Origin of the sequence: Kitasatospora sp. NPDC056783 (assembly GCF_042789895.1) — a bacterium.
Lineage (GTDB): Bacteria > Actinomycetota > Actinomycetes > Streptomycetales > Streptomycetaceae > Kitasatospora.
On record NZ_JBHUAF010000166.1, the window covers coordinates 1 to 17314 of the forward strand.

Consider the following 17314-nt stretch of genomic DNA (forward strand, 5'->3'; position numbering starts at 1 on the left):
GGGGGCCCGGGGGGGGGGGGGGGGGGGGCGGGGGGGGGGCCCCGGGGGGGGGGGGGGGGGGGGCCGCGCCCCGGGGGGGGCCCCCCCCGGGGTGGGATGGTGGACGGCCTCACGCGGCCGTCGCGGTCTGGGTGTCGCCGGCCGGGGTGCCGGCGGCCTCGGGGCGCGGGGTGCGCAGGGTGACCACCGCGAGCAGGCCGCCGACCACCGCGATCGCCGCGGCGCCGATGAACGCCGCCGAGAAGCCCGAGGTCAGGCTCTCGACCGTGGAGTCCGAGGTCCGGGCGGCGGCCAGCGCGGTCATCGCGGCCAGGCCGAGCGCCGAGCCGACCTGGTAGCCGGTGTTGACGATGCCGGAGGCGAGGCCGCCGTCCTGCGGGGGCGCGCTGGAGATCGCGGTGCCGAGGGACGGGATGAAGGCGAGCGCCATGCCGATCGCGGCGAGCAGGGAGGCGGGCAGCACGTCGGTCCAGAAGTTGCCGTCCGGGCGGGCCAGCGAGAGCCCGAACAGTCCGGCGCCGAGGGCCAGCATGCCGGTGACGACGAGCGCCTTGGGGCCGAAGCGGGCGATCAGCCGCGGCGCCAGGGTGATCATGATGCCCATGATGGCGACGGTCATCGGCAGCAGGGCCGCGCCGCTGGCGAAGGCGCCGAGGTGGAGCACCTGCTGGAGGTAGAGGTTCAGGAAGAACCACATCGGCACCCAGGCCGCGGCCAGCAGGAACTGGGCGAGGTTGGCGGCGCCGAGGTTCGGCACCCGGAAGATGCTCAGCCGCATCAGCGGCTCGCGGCGCTTGCCCTGGATGACCAGGAAGGCGATCAGCAGCACGACCGCGCCGGCCAGTGTCAGCAGGGTCGAGGCCGAGGCCCAACCCTCCTCCGGGGCACGGACGATGGCGTACACCGCGGCGGCCAGGCCGACGGTGACGGTGAGCGCGCCGATGATGTCGATGCCGCCGCTGCGCCGGGGCGCGGAGGGCATCAGCGAGGGGGTGGCGAGCAGCGCGACCAGGGCCACCGGGATGTTGATGTAGAACACCCACGGCCAGCTGATGTACTGGGTGATCAGGCCGCCGAGGAAGACGCCCGCGGTGCCGCCGGCCGGGGCCGCCGCGCCGTACAGGGCGAAGGCCTTGGTCAGCTCCTTCGGATTGCCGCCGAAGAGCATCATCAGCAGGGTGAGCGCCGAGGGGGCGATCATCGCGGCGCCGAGGCCCTGGACGGCGCGGCCGGCCAGTTCGGTCGGGACGTTCCCGGCGAGGCCGGCGAGCAGCGAGCCGGCGCCGAGGACCGCCCAGCCGGTGCTGAACAGGCGGCGGGCGCCGAGCAGGTCGGACAGCCGGCCGCCGAGCAGGAGCAGGCCGCCGAAGGCCACCACGTACGCGTTGAACACCCAGGACAGGTTCCCCTGGCTGAAGCCGAGGTCGTCCTTCATCTTGGGCAGGGCCACCCCGATGATCGAGGTGTCCATGATGACCACGAACTGCGCTGCGGCGATCAGCGCCAGTGCGCGCCACCTCCGGGGGTTCGGCCCGGTGTTGTCGCTTGCCATCTCTAACTCCCTACCCGTCGGGGGGTATCTGCCGGGGGCCGGAACCCGCGGCGAAGGTCGTTGGTCGTCAATTGCCGGTACGGGCATGGTGAGCACCCTCGGCCGACGACCCCGGTGAGGACGTGTTCGAGCATACCCTAGGGGGGTAGGGTTTGACCCGTGGAAGTCGGAAGCCGGTTTGAGGCACCGAGGGGTGGGGGGTATGCGGCGGGCCCGGGAAGGGGCGGCGGACCGGACCCCGCCCGGCCGGGCACACCGCCCGCGACCAGGCATCCGGCTATCCGTTTCCTAAGTAAATTCGCAGAACTCCCTTGGCCAGAGCCTGACTTGCTTTCGCCATAGGCCTCCGCTCTACTGGCCTCCCGAACTCCCGTTGGCCTCCCGAACCCCCGCGCGTCGAAATGAGGACCGAACGATGGAATCCACGGTGGAACCGCACCCGGCCCGTCCGGCCGAGGCCGCCGCCATCTCCCGGCTCCTCGCGGCCTGCTGGCGCCACGACTACGCGGAGCACCTGGGCGGCCAGCGCACCGAGCACCTGATCGCCACCTACTGCCCCGTCAGCCGGATTACCGCCGAGATCTCCGGCACCGGCGCCGGGGACGGCTGGCTCGGCTGGCTGGTCGCCGAACACGCCGGAGAGGTCGTCGGCGCGGCCGCCGGCGGCATCGCCACGGTCGGATCAGGCGAGGTCTACACCCTGTGCGTGGCCGTCGAACACCGCCGCCGGGGCATCGGCAGCGGCCTGCTCGGCGCGCTCACCGAGCAGCAGCGGGCCCGCGGCGCGGTCCACCAGTGGGTGAGCACCCACGGCGGCGACGACCCCTCCACCCCCTTCCTCGCCCGGCACGGCTTCGTCGCCGACGGTGAGGCCCAGCCCTCCGGCACCGGCATCCGGCTGCGCCGCCCCCTCTGATCCGGGTACGGGGCGGGGGTATCCCCCGGGTGATTCCCCGGGGTGATTCCCCGCACTCCGCCGACGACGCTCCGGCCACCACCGGGGACGGACCGCCACCCTGGGGGGTATCCGCCGCGACGCCCGGGCCCGCGGCGGGCCGGCCCCTCGTACGGGGTGGGGGTATCCGAAGCGGGCACCCTTGGCGTCCACCGGCCGCGGCGCGAACACGCCGCCACCGCCCACCCCTCCGGCACGCACCGCGGGCGCAGAATGAACGCACCGCCCCCACCTGCCCCGCCCGGGCAGACCCTCAGCTCCCGGAGGAGCCATGCTGCCGCGTACCGCCCGCCCGGCCGGCACCCTGCGGACCGTTCCGCGCCCCACCGCCGAACCCCTCCCGCACGGCGCCGACATCCTCGACTACCTGCGCGCCGCCCGCGCCACCCGAGGCCCCGTCCTCGACCTCGGCGCGGGCTCCGGACGCTTCGCCGTCCCGCTCGCCCGCCAGGGCTTCGACGTCGACGCCGTCGACCGCGACCCGGCCCGGCTCGCCCGGCTGCGCAGCTGGGCCGCCACCCTCCCCGAGACCCACCCCGGGCGGGTCACCGCGATCCGCGCCGAACTCGCCGAACTCACCCCGCCCCGCCGCTACGGCCTGGTCATGCTCGCGGGCGGACTGATCCTCGAACTCCCCGAGCAGGTACGGGCACCACTGCTGCGGCGGCTCGCCGGCCACCTCACCAGGAGCGGCCTGCTCGCCCTCGACTGGATCGCCCCGGACCAGCGCGGCCTCACCCCGCCGGCCGACCTGCGCGCCTGCGGGCTGCGCACCGTGCGCCGCGACCGCCGGCCGCTGCCCGACGGTCTCTCCAGCACCTTCCTGCTCTGCGCCCGCCGCACCTGAGAGCCACCCGCACCCGCACCCGCACCCGCCACCCGCCACAGCCGGAGGACGCCCCTCACGCGAGGTGAACACCCCTGCCCAGCACCGGCGTTGTGTTTCCGGAACGTAACGGAACCTCAGGTACCATGCCTCCCAGGGGTGAAGCGAGGGGGCGACATTGGCGACATCGACCGGAGGCAGATCCTCCGAACACGCGCTGTCCGTCTACCGCGCACTCCGGGCCCGCGGCTCCCGCCGCTTCTCCGATCTCACCGGCGAACTCGGCCTCTCCGGCGCCCAAGCCGCCGAGTGCTGGGCCGAGTTGGAATCCCTCGGCCTGATCAGCGGCACCGGACCGGACGAGGACGCGCAGGTCACCGCGGTCGACCCGGAGGTCGCCCTGCTGCGCGTCCTCGCCCGCGAGGCCGACGAGGCGCGCGCCCGCCAGCGGCGCACCGAACTCGCCTACACCGCCGTCGAGGAACTCACCCGGCGCTACCTGCGCGGCGGCGTGGCGGTGCCCTCCGAGGTCGAGGTCGAGGTGCTGACCGGCAGCAGCAGCGTCCAGCAGACACTGGAGGGCCTCTCCGACACCGTCCGCACCGAGATCGCCTCCATGCACCCGGGCGCCCTGCCCACCGGCGAGTTCCTCACCGCCGGCCTCGACCGCGACCGCCGGCTGATCGAGGCCGGCGCCCGGGTCCGGGCGATCTACCAGCAGCGCTTCCTCTCCGTCCCGGCCCTCGCCGGCTTCTTCCAGCGGCAGATCGAACTCGGCGTCGAGGTGCGGCTCGCGGCCGTCGTCCCGCTCAACATGATCCTCAGCGACCGCCGCCTCGCCCTGCTCCCGATCGACCCGGACGACCTCGACTCCGGCGCCATCCTCGCCCGCGGCTCCGCCCTCGTCCGCTCCTACACCGCGCTCTACGACTACTGCTGGCACACCTCCGCCGTCCTCGGCCGCACCGAGGAGTACCAGCACGGCAGCGACCGCCTCACCGACCAGCAGCACGCCGCGATCCGGATGCTCGCGGCGGGCATGAAGGACGAGAAGATCGCCCGCTCCCTCGGCATCTCGCTGCGCACCCTCAGCCGCCTGCTCTCCGAGGTGATGCAGGAACTCGGCGCCTCCAGCCGCTTCGAGGCGGGCGTGCGGGCCGCGAAGCTCGGCTGGCTGGACTGAGCGCGCGGCCGTCGGCCAGGGGCCCGGGAATCCCTTGATCGGCGAAGGGGTTCAAGGGGACGTCAGACGTCGCCGACCGAAGGGCCCTCCGTGCGCGCCATACAGATCGACCGTTTCGGCACCCCCGAGGTCCTCGACCTCGTCGAGGCTCCCCGGCCCGTGCCCGGCCCCGGGGAGGTGCTGGTGCGGACGGTGGCGAGCGGCATCAACCCCGTCGACGACAAGACCCGGGAGGGCGCCATCGGCGAGGGCGCTCCCCCGCTCCCGATGACGCTCGGCTGGGACCTGGCGGGCGTCGTGGTCGAGAGTGGCGGCGACGGCAACGGCGACGGCGGCAACGGCGCTGGCGGCAACGGCGCCGGCCGGCTGGGCGTCGGGGACCGGGTCATCGCGATGTCGCACCAGCTCGGCACCGCCCGGGGCACCTGGGCCGACCTGGTCGTGCTCCCGGAGGAGGCGGTGGCCATCGCGCCGCGGGCGGTCGGCCTGGTCGAGGCCGCCACGCTGCCGCTGCCCGGACTGACGGCGCTCCAGACCCTGGACTGGCTCGCGGTGGCCGCCGGGCAGCGGCTGCTGATCGCCGGCGCGGCCGGTGCGGTCGGCGGGCTGGCCCTGCAGATCGCCCGGGCCCGCGGCATCGAGGTCGACGCCCTGGTCTCCCGGGACGAGCAGGCCGCCTTCGCCCGCGAGCACGGCGCGGGCCTGGTCTCCACCGACCCCGCCGCCTTCCCGGCCCGTGGCTACGACGCGGTCTTCGACACCTTCGGGGCCTTCGTCACCGAGGCGGTCGCGGACGGCGGCCGGTACGCGTCGATCGCCACCCAGGCCGGCCCCGTCCCGGACCTCTCCGCCCGGGGCGTGCGCACCACCGTCCACCAGGTGCGCGAGGACGGCGCCGGGCTGGCCGAGTTGGCCGCGCTCGTCGACGCCGGGGCGCTGCGGCTCCGGGTGCACGCGAGCTACGGCCTCCAGGACGTCCGGGCGGCGCACGACCGCTTCCGGGCGGGCGGTCTGACCGGGAAGATCGTCGTGACCTTCTGACCTCGCCGTCCTCCCGCGCGCGGGCGGCCCGGGTTCCCGCGATCGGGCGGCCCGGGTTCCCGCGATCGGGCGGCCCGGGTTCCCGCGGTGGGCCACAAGGTACGATGAGACCAAATCTTTGGTCGACCTGTGGTGGGTGGGGCTGATGGCACGCGAGACCCTGACGGCGGACCGCGAACTCCTGGCCGCGCACCGCGAGGCCGCCGCCCGCCAACTCCGTGACGTGGGGCTACGGGTGACCGGTCCCCGGCTGGAGGTGCTCCAGCTGCTCGCGGCCGAACCGCACCAGGACGTCGAGTCCATCACCGAGGCCGCCCGCGACCGCCTCGGCACGCTCACCAGCCAGGCCGTCTACGAGATGCTCCGCAACTTCCTGGAGACCGGGCTGGTCCGCAAGTTCGAACGCCCCGGGCGCACCGCGGTGTTCGAGCTCTCCGGCCCCCCACACCACCACGCGCTGTGCACCCGCTGCGGCCGGGTCGCCAACGTCGACGCCGAGGCGCCCGCCCCGCCCCGCAAGGGCCTGCGGGGCTGGCGCGTCGACGACACCGAGCTGGTCTTCCACGGCGAATGCCCCGACTGCCGGGTCCGCCGCCCGGAGTGACCGGCCTCGATCACCCGGCTTTCAAGGGGAGTTCACCGGCCCGGTCGACCGCGGCCCGGGTGAGGACGGCGGAGCCGCCGAGCACCGTCCCGACCGGCGGCCCGGCCTCCCCGGCTTCCACTCCGCCTTCGGTTTCGCCTTCGCCTTCGGCTCCGGTGACGACGGTGCGCTCGCCGAGGAACGCGTACGTCGCCCGGTCGAACACCCACTGCGTCTGCCGCCCGTGCGCCGTACGGGCCACGGCGACGCCTTCGCGCCCGGCGGCGTCGGTGGCCGACGGGACGACCGTGACACCGGGGATGCGTTCCGCCGCCCGGTAGAGCGCGGCGCCGACCTGCGGCGGCGCCCAGGTCTCGGCCAGCAGGTCGCCGATGGCCGTGAACGCCCGCTGGTCCCGCCCTTCGGCGCCCCCGGCCGCACCCCGGGTCTCGTCCCGGATGAGCTTCAGCAGCGCGTCCGGATCGGTGGGCAGCGAGGCGACGTACGCGTGGGTCGGGTCACCGATCGACGGGCCGCCGGGGCGCGCGGACCCCGGCCTGGGCGCCGCGCCCCGCTGGTCGAGGTGGAGGACCGGCCCGTCCTCGTGGAGTGGAGCGTCGGGCGCCCCCTCTTCGCGCAGCAGTCCGGGGCGGCTGCCGTCGGCGGACTGCCACACCTGCCTGGTGTGCGCGGGCGCCACCGTCACGGGGCCTCCCCCGGCGCTCTGCGCCGCGTAGGCGACGGTGCTCTCGATGTAGACGAACTGGTCGGCGCGGACGGCGGGTTGCTCCGATCCGGCGGCGGCGAGGGCGATCCGGTCGAGGAGCAGCACCACCTCGGGAGCGTCGCCGGCACCGGCCCCGGACGCCGAACGGCCGCGCCCGGCCGGGTGGTCGAGGTCCACCGCGACGGCGCCGGCGATCGCCAGGGCGGCGGCGAGCGCCGGCACCGCGATCCGGACCGGACTGCGGTACCAGGCCGGACGCCGCCGCGCCGGGGCCGGATGCGGCTGGAGCGCCGGGGCCTCGCGCAACAGTCGTTCCCGCAGCAGCAGTCGGCGATCGTCGGCCAGGCCGGGCACCGTCGGCGGAGGGAGCGGCTCGGCGAGTTCGCGGCGCCCGGGCTCCTCGGCCGGGTTCCGCGTTCCGCGCCGTGGGGTGGCGTTCATCCGTGGCTCTCCTGGGTAGACGGCCGGAGCGCGGGGAGGCGGCCGGGTACGGACAGGGCGGTGGTGCGCCTTCCGGCCTCGGCACCGGCCTTGGCGCTGACCTTGGCGTTGACCTTGGCATCAGCCTTGGCGTTGGCCCTCGCCTCGGCCCTCGCCTCGGCCCTCGCCTCGGCCGCGGTGAGTTCGCGCAGCCGGGCGCGCGCCCGGGACAGCCGTGAGCGGACGGTGCCGACCGGCGTGCCGAGCGCCTCCGCCGCGCTCGCGTAGTCCAGTCCGGCCCACACCACGAGGGTGAAGACCTCCCGGTCGCGGCGCCGGAGCCGGGCGAGCGCGCGGTGCGCGGCACGCAGCTCCTCGACGTCCGCGAGGTGCGCGACCAGGTCGTCGGCGAAGTCCGGAACCGCCCCACGCTCCGGGACCCGGGCGAGCGCGACGTCACGGCGCCGGCGGGCCCGGGCGTTGCGGCGCATGGTGTTGGTGGCGATCCCCAGCAGCCACGGGCGCAGGCCGTCGCCGTCCGGGTGCAGCTTCTCCCGGCCGCGCCAGGCCTCCAGGAAGGTCGTCGAGACGACGTCCTCGGCTTCCGCCCAGTCGCCCGTCACCCGGAGGGCATAGCGGTACAACACCTGGGCGTGCTCGTCGTACAGCTCGCCCAAGGCGTCCGGGTCGCCGCGGCGAAGACGCGTTCTCATGAGTGCTTCCACACTCCGCCCTGCCCGGTCGGACCCCCCGGTTCCGGTGACCTGCGCCACAGCCGTCGTCGCCCCGGTGTGGCCCGGATCACAGGAACTCCGGTGCCCGGCCGAGCAGTACAGAGCATGACCGCCACTTCCCTCCCCCGCCGCACCGTCCTCCGGGCCCTGGCCGCCACCGTCGCCCTGGTCGGCGGCGCGGCCCCCGCCTGGGGCGGCGCGGCCTTCGCCGCCGAGCCGGAGACGTACACCCTGACGATCAGGCACCTGGACCGCGACGGCCGGCCGACGGCGCCGTACCGCACCAACGTCACCGGGATCTCCGGCCCCGGCGCGGACACCTCGGTCCAGCCGGAAGCCCCCTCCGGCGTCACCACCCTACGGCTGCCCAAGGGCCGGTACCTGCTGGACAGCACCCTGGCCTCGGGCCTGGAGCCGGGTGGCACGATCTGGACGGACTGGGTCGTCCAACCGCGTCTGGACCTCGACCACGACACCACCGTCACCGTCGACGCCCGGACCACCGCCCCCGTCTCCGTCCGGCCGCCGGACGGCTCCGCGGCCTTCGTGCACAGCGCGATGTTCGTCTCGGTCACCCACGGGGGTGCCACCAGGACGGTCGAGGTCGCCAACGGGTCGCCGAACCTGCGTGTGGCCCACCTGGGGCCGGAGACCGAGGCCGGGGCGGTGAAGCAGTGGTTCGACGTCAACTGGAAGACCGACAGCGTCGACTACCTGCTCGGCCCGGCCTTCTCCGGCAACCGCGCCCTGACCGGGCTCACCCGCCAGTACTCCGCGCCGGAGCTGGCCACCCTGAACGTCCGCGGCGCCGCCGGACCGGGCGGCGCCGGGGTCGGCCTGCTCAGCTTCCAGCCCTCCGACGGGAAGTCCATCGGCGTCACCCGCAGCATGGCGACGCCCGGCACCGCCACCTTCGTCGTCACGCCCGAACGCGGCACCTGGGACGTCGGCTACACCGCCCCCCGCGCCGACGAGTCGGCGCCGAACTCCTACACCACCGAGCGCGTCGCCGTCCGGGCCGGGGCCACCACCACCCGGACCTTCGACGGCCCGGTCTTCGGCCCCGCGCTGACCGAGCGCCCCGCCGTCTCGCGCGACGGCGACCGGATCACCGCGGACATCCCGCTGCTCGCCGACGGCGACGGCCACACGCCGTCGGCCCCGTCCTTCGACACCGCCTACACCTCGCTGTACCGCGACGGCGCGCTGGTCGGCACCTCGGGCGCCCCCGGGCGCGGCGAGTTCACCGTGCCCCCGGCACCGGGCTCCTACCGCCTGGCCACCACCGTGACCCGCAAGGCCGCCGCCGGCGCGACCACCCGGGTGACCGCCTCCTGGACCTTCGCCTCGGCCACCACGAGCGGCCCGGCCGCGCTCCCGGTGAGCGTGGTGCGCTTCTCCCCCGAGCTCGACCCCGCCGGCGCCGCGGCGGCCGGCAGCGCCATCCGCGTCCCGGTCACCGTCCAGGGCGCCGCGGCGGACGGCCGCGTCCGCTCGCTCACCGTCTCCGCGTCCACCGACGGCGGCGCCTCCTGGACCCGGCTCCCGGTCGAGTCGGGCGCCGTCACCGTCCGGAACCCGGCGGCGGGCACCGGCGTCTCCCTGCGCGCCGAACTCACCGACGCCGACGGCAACACCCTCGACCAGACCATCACCGACGCCTACCGAACCCGGTGACCGGGCGGGTGGCCGGCGACGGCCGCGGCCTGCTCCGGGCGCCCCTCCAACCACCTGCCGAGGTGTTCCTGGGCCGCCTCCGCTCCGCAGGCGCGCACAAGGACACGGGGTGATCCCTCTGGTGCCGGCCTCCTCGATCGAGGAGGCCGGCACCAAGTCTTTCCCCGGGCCCTTCTGTCACCTGAACTTCCTCCGGACAGCTCTACCGCTCCCGCGCTCGTTCGCTGCTTCATGCAACGCCCAGCTGAAGGGCGGGGGTGGCAGGGGGACGGGTGGCAGGGGGACGGCTGGCAGGCGGGGTGGCAGGGGGCGGGGGCCGTCAGAAGCCGAAGACCGGGCCGGTGGGTGGGGTCGGGCGGGTGCCCGGGAGGGGTGGGGTGAGGGTGTCCGGGGTGATCGGGGCGCCGGGCCGGTCGCCGAGGGCGCGGGCGAGCCGGGCGGCGCCCTCGGGCATCACCGGCCAGGCCCAGGCGGCCAGGGCCCGGGCGACGGCCAACTGGGCCACCAGGGCGGCCCGGTGGCGGGACCGGTCGTCGGCACGGTCCCGCTCGTACCCGTTGACCAGCTGGAACTCGCCCACCAGCCGGACGGCTTCGTCCAGCAGGGCGACGGCGCGGCGCGGGTCGAAGCTCTCCGGCCGGTAGGCGACGCGCAGTTCGGCCGCCGTGACGGACAGCCGCTCGCGCAGGTGGGTCCAGCCGGCTCCGCCGGGTGCCGTGTCCGGGACGCTGCCGTGGCAGTCCTCCCGCAGGTCGGCGAACAGCCGGACCAGCCAGGGGTTCCACTCCTCCTCCAGCACCTGGCGGGAGCCGTCCAGCCCCTCCAGCGTGAAGTCGGTCGGGCGGCCCACCGGCCGCTGGGACAGCACGTGCCGGCGCAGCGCGTCGGAACCGCCCTCGGTCAGGGCGTCCAGGGCCCAGACCGCGTGCCGCTGCCCGGTGGACATCCGGCGGCCCAGGAAGCGGTACGCCTCGTTGGCCTGGTGGCCGACCGGCACCGGCCGGCCCAGGTGCAGCAGCAGGGCCGGGAGTAGGGCCAGTCGCAGGTGCGCGTGGTCGAAGCCGAAGAACTGGAGCACCCCGTCCGGCTGCCCGTCCTCGGCCAGCAGGTGCGCGGCCACGGCCTCGAAGCGGGAGTCCACCCGCTGCTCCTCGAAACCGGGCACGGTCACCTCCACGCCCCAGTCCGCCGGGTGGCTTACCGCGACCTCCGCCAGGCCGTCCCGGGCCATCTGCTCGCACAGCACGGCGAGCCGCGGCGCCATCGGGGTGGCCGCCCAGTGGTCGAGCAGCGCCTCGCGGTGCGCCTCCAGCGGCAGGTAGAGCCGCCGGTACTGGCGCAGGTCGGCCGGGGTGCCGCAGAGCACGCAGAGCGGGCGCAGCAGGTCCCCGCAGTCGTTGGGGCGGGCGCAGGAGCGGCAGACGTTGCCGCCCGAGGTGGCGCCGCAGTACGGGCAGCCGCCGGTGACCAGCACGCCGTGCAGCCAGCGCTCGCAGGGCCGGCAGTACGGCAGCAGCCGGCTGCGGGCCACCACCGTTCCGTCGGCGTGCAGCCGGGCGAGCAGGTCCTGCACGTGGGTGCGGTAGCCGGGTTCGCGGTCCGGGTGCAGCAGGGCGTCGAACTCGACGCCGGCCCGTTGCAGGTCCACCGTGATGCTCTCGCCGTAGCCGTCGGCGACCTCCTCGGCCTTGCGCCCCTGCGTCAGGGCGCAGAGCCGGACCGCCGTGTGGTGCTGGTCGATTCCGCTGCTCAGCCGTACCGGACGGCCGTCCGCCCGCAGGAAGCGCCGCAGCACGTCCGCGGCGACGTACGGGCCGGCCAGGTGGCCGACGTGCAGTTCCCCGTTGGGCACCGGCGCGGTGGCGGTGATCCGGATGGGTGTGGTGGTCATGGACGGGCCTCCTTGCCGTCGGGTTGCCCCCGTCGTCGTTCGCTCGCTCCGCCCCGTCATCGGGGTTCGAAGTGGAAGGACCGGATGAAACAGTCCCTCGGCTGGTCGACCGCGAAGGCGAGGCAGTCGAACAGGGCCTGCGCGGTGAGCCGTTCGCGCGGGCTGTGCCGGGCGCCGGGGCGGGCGCCGTCGCCCTGGTGGGCCCCGTGGTGGGCGCCGTCCCATTCGGCGGCGCTCGGGTCGGAGCTGGAGAAGTCGGGCGGGTAGAGCGCCATCACCCGCACCCCGGAGGGCCGCAGCCGCCGGGCCAGCACGTCCGCGAACCCGGCCTGGGCGCTCTTCGCGGCGTGGAAGGCGTCGTGGGCGGGCGAGCCGTCATCGGTGTCCAGCCCGGACACCGAGACCATGTTGACGATGTCGGGGCGCGGGGAGTTCCGCAGCAGGGGCAGGAAGTGCTTGACCATCAGCACGGTGCCGCCGGCGGTCGCGCCGATCGTCTCGACGATCTGCTCGTCGGAGGCGTCGTCGAGCGCGACGCCGCCGAGCCAGCGCGCGCCGTTGTTGACCAGCAGGTCGACGCGGTCGGTCGACTCGCCGACCTGGCGGGCGAACCGGGCGATCTCGGCGGGCTTGCTCAGGTCGCAGCCGAAGGTGTGGATGCGTTCGCACGCCACGCCCTCGATCTGCCCGCTGACCACCTCCGCCGCGGACTTGGTCCGCGCGGACACGAACACCTCGGCCCCGAGGTGGGCGAAGCCGATCGCCAGGGAGCGGCCGAACGGACGGGACGCGCCGGTGACGACGACCCTCAGGTTGTGGAATCTCATGGGCACGTTCCTTCTGTCGTGCGGCCGGACGCGGCCGGACGCGGACACGGCGGCAGCCCTGCGGCGCGCGTGGGAAAGGGTGGGGCGGGGCCCCGGAGCGATCGGGCACCGCGCGCGGCGCGACACCGCGTACGACCCATCGTTCCAGCCCCTCCGACCCCGGTGGCGCCCTGAGCACGGCGTGCCCCCGCCGTGGCGTGTGGCCGCCACGGGGCTGCCGCCGGGGCTCAGGCGGCCTCGACCGCGGGCCCGCCTCCGGCCAGGACGACCCGGCCCAGGACCCGGGCCCGCTTGTGCGGGACGGTCACCCGGGCGAGGCGTCCGGCCGCCCGGACGGCGGTGGCGGTGACCGGCCCGGCGGGGGTGAGCAGGGGCGGTGCGGCGGCGCCGGCGAGGCGGTGCGGGAGGGTGCCGGGGAGGGTGAGGGCGGCGGCGAGGCAGACGGCGCCGGTGAGGGCGAGCGCGGGGTGCCAGCCGGTGACGGTGAGGGCTCGGACGGGCAGCCCGGCGGTCTCGGCGGCGCCGAGCAGCGCGAGTTTGGGCAGGGCGCCGTCGGCGGGGTGGCCGAGCCGGGCGGCGGCGGCCGCGCGGACCGGGGCCAGCCGGGCCGCCACCCGGGCGTCGGCGGCGAACAGTTCGGCGCTGCCCCGTAGTCCGAGGTCGGCGGCGGCCACGAAGGCGTACGGGTTGCCGAACGAGACCAGCGAGGCGCCGACGTCACCCGCGTTCGTCCGCAGCGGTTCGTACGCCCGGCCGGTGGGCAGCAACTCCTGGTCCGCTTCCGGCTCGTAGTGCAGCGTGTACTCGCACTCCCCGAGAGGCGACGTCCCGGCGGACGGCTCCCCGGCGGCCTCGACCACCAGGGTGCCGCCCCGGCCGCGCAGCCGCACCGCCGCGCCCGGATGCCGCAACGGCCCCACCCAGCCCAGCAGTTCGGCGACCAGTGCGGCCGCCAGTCCGGAGTGCCCGCAGGCGGCTCCGAAGTCGAAGCGCTCGGCCCGGCCCGGCAGGCCCTGGACGAAGCGGTAGTCGAGGTCCCACCCCGGCTCCGCCGACCGGGAGATCAGCGCGAACTTCACCACCTGTCCGCCGACTTGGCGGCGGATCGCGGCCAGGGCGGGGCGCAGCCGCCACTCGTCGGCGGGCAGCAGGGCCGCGTCCAGGACCAGGGTCGGGCAGGGCGCGCCGACGGCCCGTGCGAGGTGGCCCACCACGGGACGGCCGATCAGGGGTGTGTCGCTCAATGCCGGGCCGATTCGCCGTCCGCCCAGAGCTGGTGGACCAGCAGCGCCCAGACGGCGCGGGCGGCGGTGTCCTCCGGCACGCCCGCCTTGCGGTCAAGCAGCGCGGTGACCCGTTCGGCGCGCAGCCGCCCGTCCCGGCGCACCCGGTCCGGGGCCAGGATGTCGCGGGCGAAGGCGGCGAGCGGCTGCCCGGGGGCGAGCATGGCGGTGACCGGCAGGGTGAACGGCTGCTTGGGCCTGCGCAGCACGGAGTCCGGGACCAGCCCCCGGGCGGCGGCGTACAGCGGCTTCTTGACCCGCCCGCCGGAGACCTTGAGGTGCCCGGGGAGCCGGTGGGCGAGACCGTGGACGGCGGGCTGGAGGTACGGCAGCCGCACCTCGACCGCCGAGGCCATGCTGAGGTGGTCGACCCGGCGCAGGTGGTAGGCGGGCATCCGCAGGCCGGTCTCGAAGCGCCAGATGGCGGCCATCCGGTCGGGCTCCTCCCTCAGCGCGGGTTCCTCGGCGCCCGGTTCGGTGCCCGACCCGGTGCCCGACTCGGCCCGCAGTTCGGCCCGGTACTCGGCGGTGTACAACCGCTCCCGCAGCGCGGTCGGCACCGCCGCCACCTCCTCCAGGTACGCCCCGGCCCACGGCCGCCCGGGCGGGGTGGCGACGGCGGTGCGGATGCGGTCGTAGCCGCCGAACAGTTCGTCGGCCCCGTCTCCGGTGAGCGCGACGGTGAAGCCGGCGGCCCGGACCTCGGCGAACAGGGCATGGGTGGAGGCGGTGATCGGGTCGGCGTTGGGCTGGCCGAGGTGGGCGACGGTGCGCGGCAGCAGGTCGGGCAGGTCGGCCGGGTCGAGTTCGACCTCGTGGTGGACGGCGCCGCAGTACCGGGCGACCTCGGCGGCGTAGCGGCGCTCGTCGCCGGGCCAGTGGCCGGGGTGGACCAGGGTGAAGGTGTGCAGGTCCGGCAGGTGCTGCGCGGCGAGCGCGGTGACCAGTCCGGAGTCCAGGCCGCCGCTGGCGACCACGGCCACCGGCACGTCGGCGCGGGCCAGCCTGCCGACCTCGTGGTGCAGCGCGGCGAGGGTGTCCCGCCCGGCGCCGGCCTCGTCCCGGTCGCCGCGAGCGAGACCGGCGCCGAAGCCGGCACCGAAGCCGGCAGCGGAACCGAAGCCGCCACCGACACCAGCACCGACAGCGGCATCGGCACCGGCCTCCGCCGGCGCCTCCCGCCGCGAGATCCGCAACCCGCCCGACACCGAGTACCGGGCGACGGCGGCCGGCGGCAGCACCCGGACGTGCCGGTACAGCGTCCGCTCGCCGAGCGGGGTGCGGTAGCGCAGGTAGCGGTCCAGCCCGGGCTCCCAGCGCTCCCGCCGTACGGCCGGGAAGGCCAGCAGCGCGGGCAGCTCGGAGGCGAACTCCAGGCCGTCCGCACCCAGGTGGTAGTAGACCGGCTTCATGCCCAACGGATCGGTGGCAATGAGGAGTTCGGGTTCGGCGGCACGCAGGTCGAGCACCGCGACCGCGTACATCCCGTCCAGTTGCTCGACGAAGGCCGGCCCGTACTCGGCGTACAGCGCGGGCAGCACCGAGCCGTCGCAGCGGTCGGGCAGCCGGTGGCCGCGGGTGAGCAGCCGGCGGCGCAGTTCGGCGTGGTTGTAGATCTCGCCGTTGAAGACGACCAGGATGCCGTCCTCGAAGGCGTGGCCGAGCCGGTACGGCTGGTCGCCGCCGCCCGGGTCGGTGACGGCCAGCCGGTTGCAGCCGAGCGCCCAGCCGTCGCCGGCCAGCACGGACTGCCGGTCGGGGCCGCCGTGGCGCTGACGCGCCGCGACGCGGGCCAGATCGGTCCGGTCGACCCGGGTGGCCGGGCCTTCTCCCAGCCGGCCGAAGATCCTGCACATCGAGCACACCCCTTCGCTGGTTTTGCTCTCCCAAATCTTTGCCATGGCCTACTGACGCCATGGCCGGTGCACGCCACGCGCTCTCCGTTGTGCCCCGGGACACCGGACGGCGAAGCTGGCGGGGTCCTGCGGATGTCCCGCCGAAGTCCCGTCGAGAGGAGGCCCGTTGACCGCGCGCCCCGCCCCCCGCCGCGCCCTGGTGGTGACCGCCCACCCCGACGACACCGAGTTCTGCGTCGCCGGCACCGTGATGCACTGGACCGCCCAGGGCACCGAGGTCACCTACTGCGTGCTCACCGACGGCGACAACGGCGGTTACGACACCGCCCTCCCCCGCCAGAGCATCGCGCCGCTGCGCCGCGCCGAACAGCGCGCCGCCGCCTCGTACACCGGAGTCCGGGAGGTGCGCTTCCTCGGCCACCCGGACGGCCGGCTGGAGCCCACCATGGAGCTGCGCCGGGACATCACCCGCGTGGTCCGCCAGGTGCGGCCGGACGTCGTGGTGCTGCCGAGCCCGGAGATCAACTGGGCCCGGATCGCCGACGTCCACCCCGACCACCGGGCGGCCGGGGAGGCGGCGCTGCGCGCGGTCTACCCGGACGCCCGCAACCCCTTCGCCCACCCGGAGCTGCGGGCGCTCGGGCTGGACGCCTGGGAGGTGCCGGAGCTCTGGATGATCATGGGCCCGACGCCGAACCACTTCGTGGACGTCACCGAGCTGTTCGACCGGAAGCTGGCCGCCCTGCGGCTGCACACCTCGCAGACCGCCCACCTGGACGACCTGCGGACGCTGCTGCACCGCTGGCAGACCGAGCACGCCCGGGAGGGCCGGCTGCCCGAGGGCCGGCTCGCCGAGGCGTTCCAGGTGGTGGAGCTGAACTGACCCACCACCCCGGAGCTGCCTCCCCGGCGGATGCGGACCACCTTCCCGGAAGGCCCGGCGACCGTCCCTACCGGTAGATGACCAGTTCCTCGCGCGACGCCCCGGCCAGCCGGTAGCGCTCCGGCGCCACCGGCCGTCCGGTGTACATCCGGATCAGCGTGCCCTCGTCACAGCTCAACTCGGCCGCCGCCCGGCCGTCCACCACGTTGCCCAGAACCCAGTCGCCGTGCGGCGTGATCGCGCAGACCCGGGGCGTCAGCCGCTCCTGGCTGACGGTGGCCAGCAGGGCGATCGCGTCGCTCGTCCCGAGGCTCTCGTACGCCCCGGGCAGGCCCAGCGCCTCCCGGACGTCCCCGGCGTGCACCCACTCGCCGAGGGCGATGACGTCCAGCGCGCCGTCGGCCGCCTCGATCGCCGGACCGGCCTCGGTCATGCCGAACTCCAGCTCGTCCAGGATCCGCCCGATCGGCCAGTCGGCCCGCTCCGCGACGTCGGCGGCGTTGTGCTCGGGCGTGAAGGCGGGCAGCCGTCCCTCGATGATCCGCAGCAGCGCGGCGCCGCAGTGGGCGAGCAGTTCGCGCACCGTCCAGTCCGGGCAGGCGGTGGGCAGCTCGAAGGCGGTGGGCGGGGTGTGGCGCAGCAGGGGCAGCAGGGTCTCGCGCTCGACGCGCAGGAGTCTGCCGGGGCGGTCCGGGTCGCGCGTGGTGGTCATGGTGCTCTCTCCTGTCAGGTGGGACTGCCGATCAGTTGTCGGACCGAGGGCTCCCGCACCGGTCCGGCCGGGGCGAGGTCGCGGTGGTTCTCCGGCGCGGCGGTGGAGCGGTTCAGGGTGATGTCGTGCAGGTTGGGCGCGCCCTCCAGGGGCAGGCGCTCGGC

At 75.5% G+C, this 17314-nt stretch carries 15 protein-coding genes; 7 read left to right on the top strand and 8 right to left on the bottom strand.

The features are described 5' to 3' along the window. Positions 1-109: 109 nt before the first annotated feature. The gene (locus tag ACFRMQ_RS22925) at positions 110-1552 is read right to left on the bottom strand and encodes an MFS transporter (protein ID WP_380732417.1); all 1443 of its coding nucleotides are present in this window, start codon (positions 1550-1552) and stop codon (positions 110-112) included. A 415-nt stretch (positions 1553-1967) separates the two neighbouring features. On the opposite strand from ACFRMQ_RS22925, the gene ACFRMQ_RS22930 reads away from it, so the two are divergent. The 5 genes from ACFRMQ_RS22930 to ACFRMQ_RS22950 all read left to right on the top strand — a co-directional run bounded on the left by ACFRMQ_RS22930 (position 1968) and on the right by ACFRMQ_RS22950 (position 6161). Beyond that, positions 1968-2468: a GNAT family N-acetyltransferase gene (locus ACFRMQ_RS22930; protein WP_380732419.1), complete on the top strand. Its 501-nt coding sequence runs from the start codon at positions 1968-1970 to the stop codon at positions 2466-2468. 310 nt (positions 2469-2778) lie between these two features. Continuing rightward, on the top strand, positions 2779-3354 hold the full coding sequence (locus ACFRMQ_RS22935; RefSeq protein WP_380732421.1) for a class I SAM-dependent methyltransferase: 576 nt from the start codon (positions 2779-2781) through the stop codon (positions 3352-3354). Positions 3355-3511: 157 nt separating this feature from the next. Next, positions 3512-4516 (top strand): LuxR C-terminal-related transcriptional regulator, encoded by a 1005-nt coding sequence (locus tag ACFRMQ_RS22940; protein WP_380732422.1) that lies wholly within the window; start codon positions 3512-3514, stop codon positions 4514-4516. 90 nt (positions 4517-4606) lie between these two features. Next, entirely contained in the window at positions 4607-5557 is a 951-nt protein-coding gene (locus tag ACFRMQ_RS22945) for an NADP-dependent oxidoreductase (RefSeq protein ID WP_380732423.1), read from the top strand. 145 nt (positions 5558-5702) lie between these two features. Further along, positions 5703-6161, top strand: coding sequence for a Fur family transcriptional regulator (locus tag ACFRMQ_RS22950; protein ID WP_380732424.1), 459 nt, complete (start codon positions 5703-5705; stop codon positions 6159-6161). Between the two features lie 10 nt (positions 6162-6171). Here ACFRMQ_RS22950 and ACFRMQ_RS22955 read toward each other — a convergent pair whose 3' ends face one another. Both ACFRMQ_RS22955 and ACFRMQ_RS22960 read right to left on the bottom strand, forming a co-directional pair. Beyond that, positions 6172-7308 carry a CU044_5270 family protein gene (locus tag ACFRMQ_RS22955; RefSeq protein ID WP_380732425.1) on the bottom strand — a complete coding sequence of 379 codons (1137 nt, stop codon included), beginning with the start codon at positions 7306-7308 and terminating at the stop codon, positions 6172-6174. Beyond that, complete coding sequence (locus tag ACFRMQ_RS22960; RefSeq protein WP_380732426.1) at positions 7305-8000, bottom strand: RNA polymerase sigma factor; 696 nt, start codon at positions 7998-8000, stop codon at positions 7305-7307. Before ACFRMQ_RS22960 ends, ACFRMQ_RS22955 begins: the two co-directional genes overlap by 4 nt. A gap of 126 nt (positions 8001-8126) precedes the next feature. On the opposite strand from ACFRMQ_RS22960, the gene ACFRMQ_RS22965 reads away from it, so the two are divergent. Further along, positions 8127-9698 carry a serine protease gene (locus ACFRMQ_RS22965; RefSeq protein WP_380732427.1) on the top strand — a complete coding sequence of 524 codons (1572 nt, stop codon included), beginning with the start codon at positions 8127-8129 and terminating at the stop codon, positions 9696-9698. Positions 9699-10017: 319 nt separating this feature from the next. On the opposite strand, the gene ACFRMQ_RS22970 is transcribed toward ACFRMQ_RS22965, so the two are convergent. From ACFRMQ_RS22970 to asnB, 4 genes are all read right to left on the bottom strand, one after another. Beyond that, positions 10018-11589 (bottom strand): class I tRNA ligase family protein, encoded by a 1572-nt coding sequence (locus tag ACFRMQ_RS22970; protein ID WP_380732428.1) that lies wholly within the window; start codon positions 11587-11589, stop codon positions 10018-10020. Positions 11590-11645: 56 nt separating this feature from the next. Beyond that, positions 11646-12416 (bottom strand): SDR family oxidoreductase, encoded by a 771-nt coding sequence (locus tag ACFRMQ_RS22975; RefSeq protein WP_380732430.1) that lies wholly within the window; start codon positions 12414-12416, stop codon positions 11646-11648. Positions 12417-12643: 227 nt separating this feature from the next. Next, entirely contained in the window at positions 12644-13660 is a 1017-nt protein-coding gene (locus tag ACFRMQ_RS22980; RefSeq protein WP_380732432.1) for a PrpF domain-containing protein, read from the bottom strand. Next, positions 13657-15555, bottom strand: a complete 1899-nt coding sequence (gene asnB / locus ACFRMQ_RS22985; RefSeq protein WP_380732433.1) for an asparagine synthase (glutamine-hydrolyzing) — start codon at positions 15553-15555, stop codon at positions 13657-13659. The genes ACFRMQ_RS22980 and asnB overlap by 4 nt, the downstream gene beginning before the upstream one ends. 166 nt (positions 15556-15721) lie before the next feature. On the opposite strand from asnB, the gene ACFRMQ_RS22990 reads away from it, so the two are divergent. Continuing rightward, positions 15722-16438 carry a PIG-L deacetylase family protein gene (locus ACFRMQ_RS22990; RefSeq protein WP_380732434.1) on the top strand — a complete coding sequence of 239 codons (717 nt, stop codon included), beginning with the start codon at positions 15722-15724 and terminating at the stop codon, positions 16436-16438. 67 nt (positions 16439-16505) lie between these two features. Here ACFRMQ_RS22990 and ACFRMQ_RS22995 read toward each other — a convergent pair whose 3' ends face one another. Next, positions 16506-17150 (bottom strand): maleylpyruvate isomerase family mycothiol-dependent enzyme, encoded by a 645-nt coding sequence (locus tag ACFRMQ_RS22995; RefSeq protein WP_380732435.1) that lies wholly within the window; start codon positions 17148-17150, stop codon positions 16506-16508. Between the last annotated feature and the right edge of the window lie 164 nt (positions 17151-17314).